This is a genomic window from Mesorhizobium sp. M7A.F.Ca.AU.001.01.1.1 (assembly GCF_004022735.1).
GTDB classification, from domain to species: domain Bacteria; phylum Pseudomonadota; class Alphaproteobacteria; order Rhizobiales; family Rhizobiaceae; genus Mesorhizobium; species Mesorhizobium ciceri.
The window spans coordinates 1-1160 of sequence record NZ_RZPF01001137.1 but is presented as its reverse complement, the minus strand read 5'-3'; the positions used below and the strand labels follow the sequence as shown (position 1 = coordinate 1160).

The 1160-nt window shown below is 59.6% G+C and carries 2 protein-coding genes; one reads left to right on the top strand and one right to left on the bottom strand.

Translation table 11 applies throughout. The annotated features are described in order from the left end of the window. Window positions 1-464, bottom strand: a 464-nt coding sequence (locus EN884_RS36530; protein WP_206617759.1) for an alpha/beta hydrolase, incomplete at its 3' end; no start/stop codon positions are given. 98 nt (window positions 465-562) lie between these two features. Here EN884_RS36530 and EN884_RS36525 point away from each other — a divergent pair. Then, complete coding sequence (locus EN884_RS36525; protein WP_013529229.1) at window positions 563-1084, top strand: helix-turn-helix domain-containing protein; 522 nt, start codon at window positions 563-565, stop codon at window positions 1082-1084. The last annotated feature ends 76 nt before the right edge of the window (window positions 1085-1160 follow it).

Here is a 1160-nt window from a genome sequence, read left to right as displayed (position 1 = left end):
CGGTCCGACCAATCGACTTTGGCGCCCTCGGCCGAGTGTTCCATGTAGGCTTCGGTCGTCCCGGGAAGGCCGGATGTGTCGATTCCCACCGGCGAACTGCTGATCACAGTCAGAGATACGACACGCGAGGGATGTTTCAACGCCACAAGCTGCGCGATCATGCCGCCCATCGACATCCCGACGACATGCGCCTTGCCGATGCCGTGGTCGTCCAGAACATGCATTGCATCGTCGGCCATATCATCGAACGTGTAGGGCGGCTCTCCCGGCTTGTATTTCGTCGAACGGCCGGTATCGCGATTGTCGTAGCGGATCACGAACAGGCCGGCACCGGCCAGTTTCCGGCAGAACGCCTCCGGCCACCACAGCATCGAGGCCATCGCTCCCATGATCAGCAACAGCGGCGGGTTCGCCGGATCGCCAAAGACTTCGGATATAATCTCAGGGCGTTCGGTGGTCCTCATCACGCAGTCTCCTCTCTGCAAAACTGATTGCATTTTGCAATCGGTTGCACGATAATAAAACTGCTACGATAATGCAACCGGTTTTGGAGAAAAATCTCATGAGCATGGATCGCCGGTCCGGGTGCCCGATCAATCTGTCGCTGGAAGTCTTCGGCGACCGCTGGAGCCTGATCATCCTTCGCGACATGATCTTCGGCGGCAGGCGCCATTTTCGCGAGCTGCTCAACGGATCGATGGAAGGCATCGCCTCCAACATCCTCGCCGACCGGCTGAAGCGCCTGATGGAGCTGGGCATGCTGACCAAGGCCGACGATCCCTCGCACAAGCAGAAGGCGATTTACAGCCTGACCGAGATGGCGATCACGCTGGTTCCGATCCTGGCCCATCTCGGCGCCTGGGGCCGCGTCTGGCTGCCGGTCAGCGACGAATTGTCGATCCGCGCCGAACTGCTGGAAAAGGGCGGACAGCCTATGTGGGACAAATTCATGGACGAGTTGCGGCACGAACATCTCGGCATGCCGCTCGATACAATGTCTGGCCCTTCTGTCCGCGCGACCTTGCAGGCCGCCTACGAGGCCGTGGTTGCCAGCAAGGCCCTCGCCGCCAGCCCGGCCGCGTAACCAACTTATTTTCCCGTTTTGGGGCCGGCTCTGCTAGAAGAAGCGGAAAATCACAATTCACGGGATTGGATAAGGT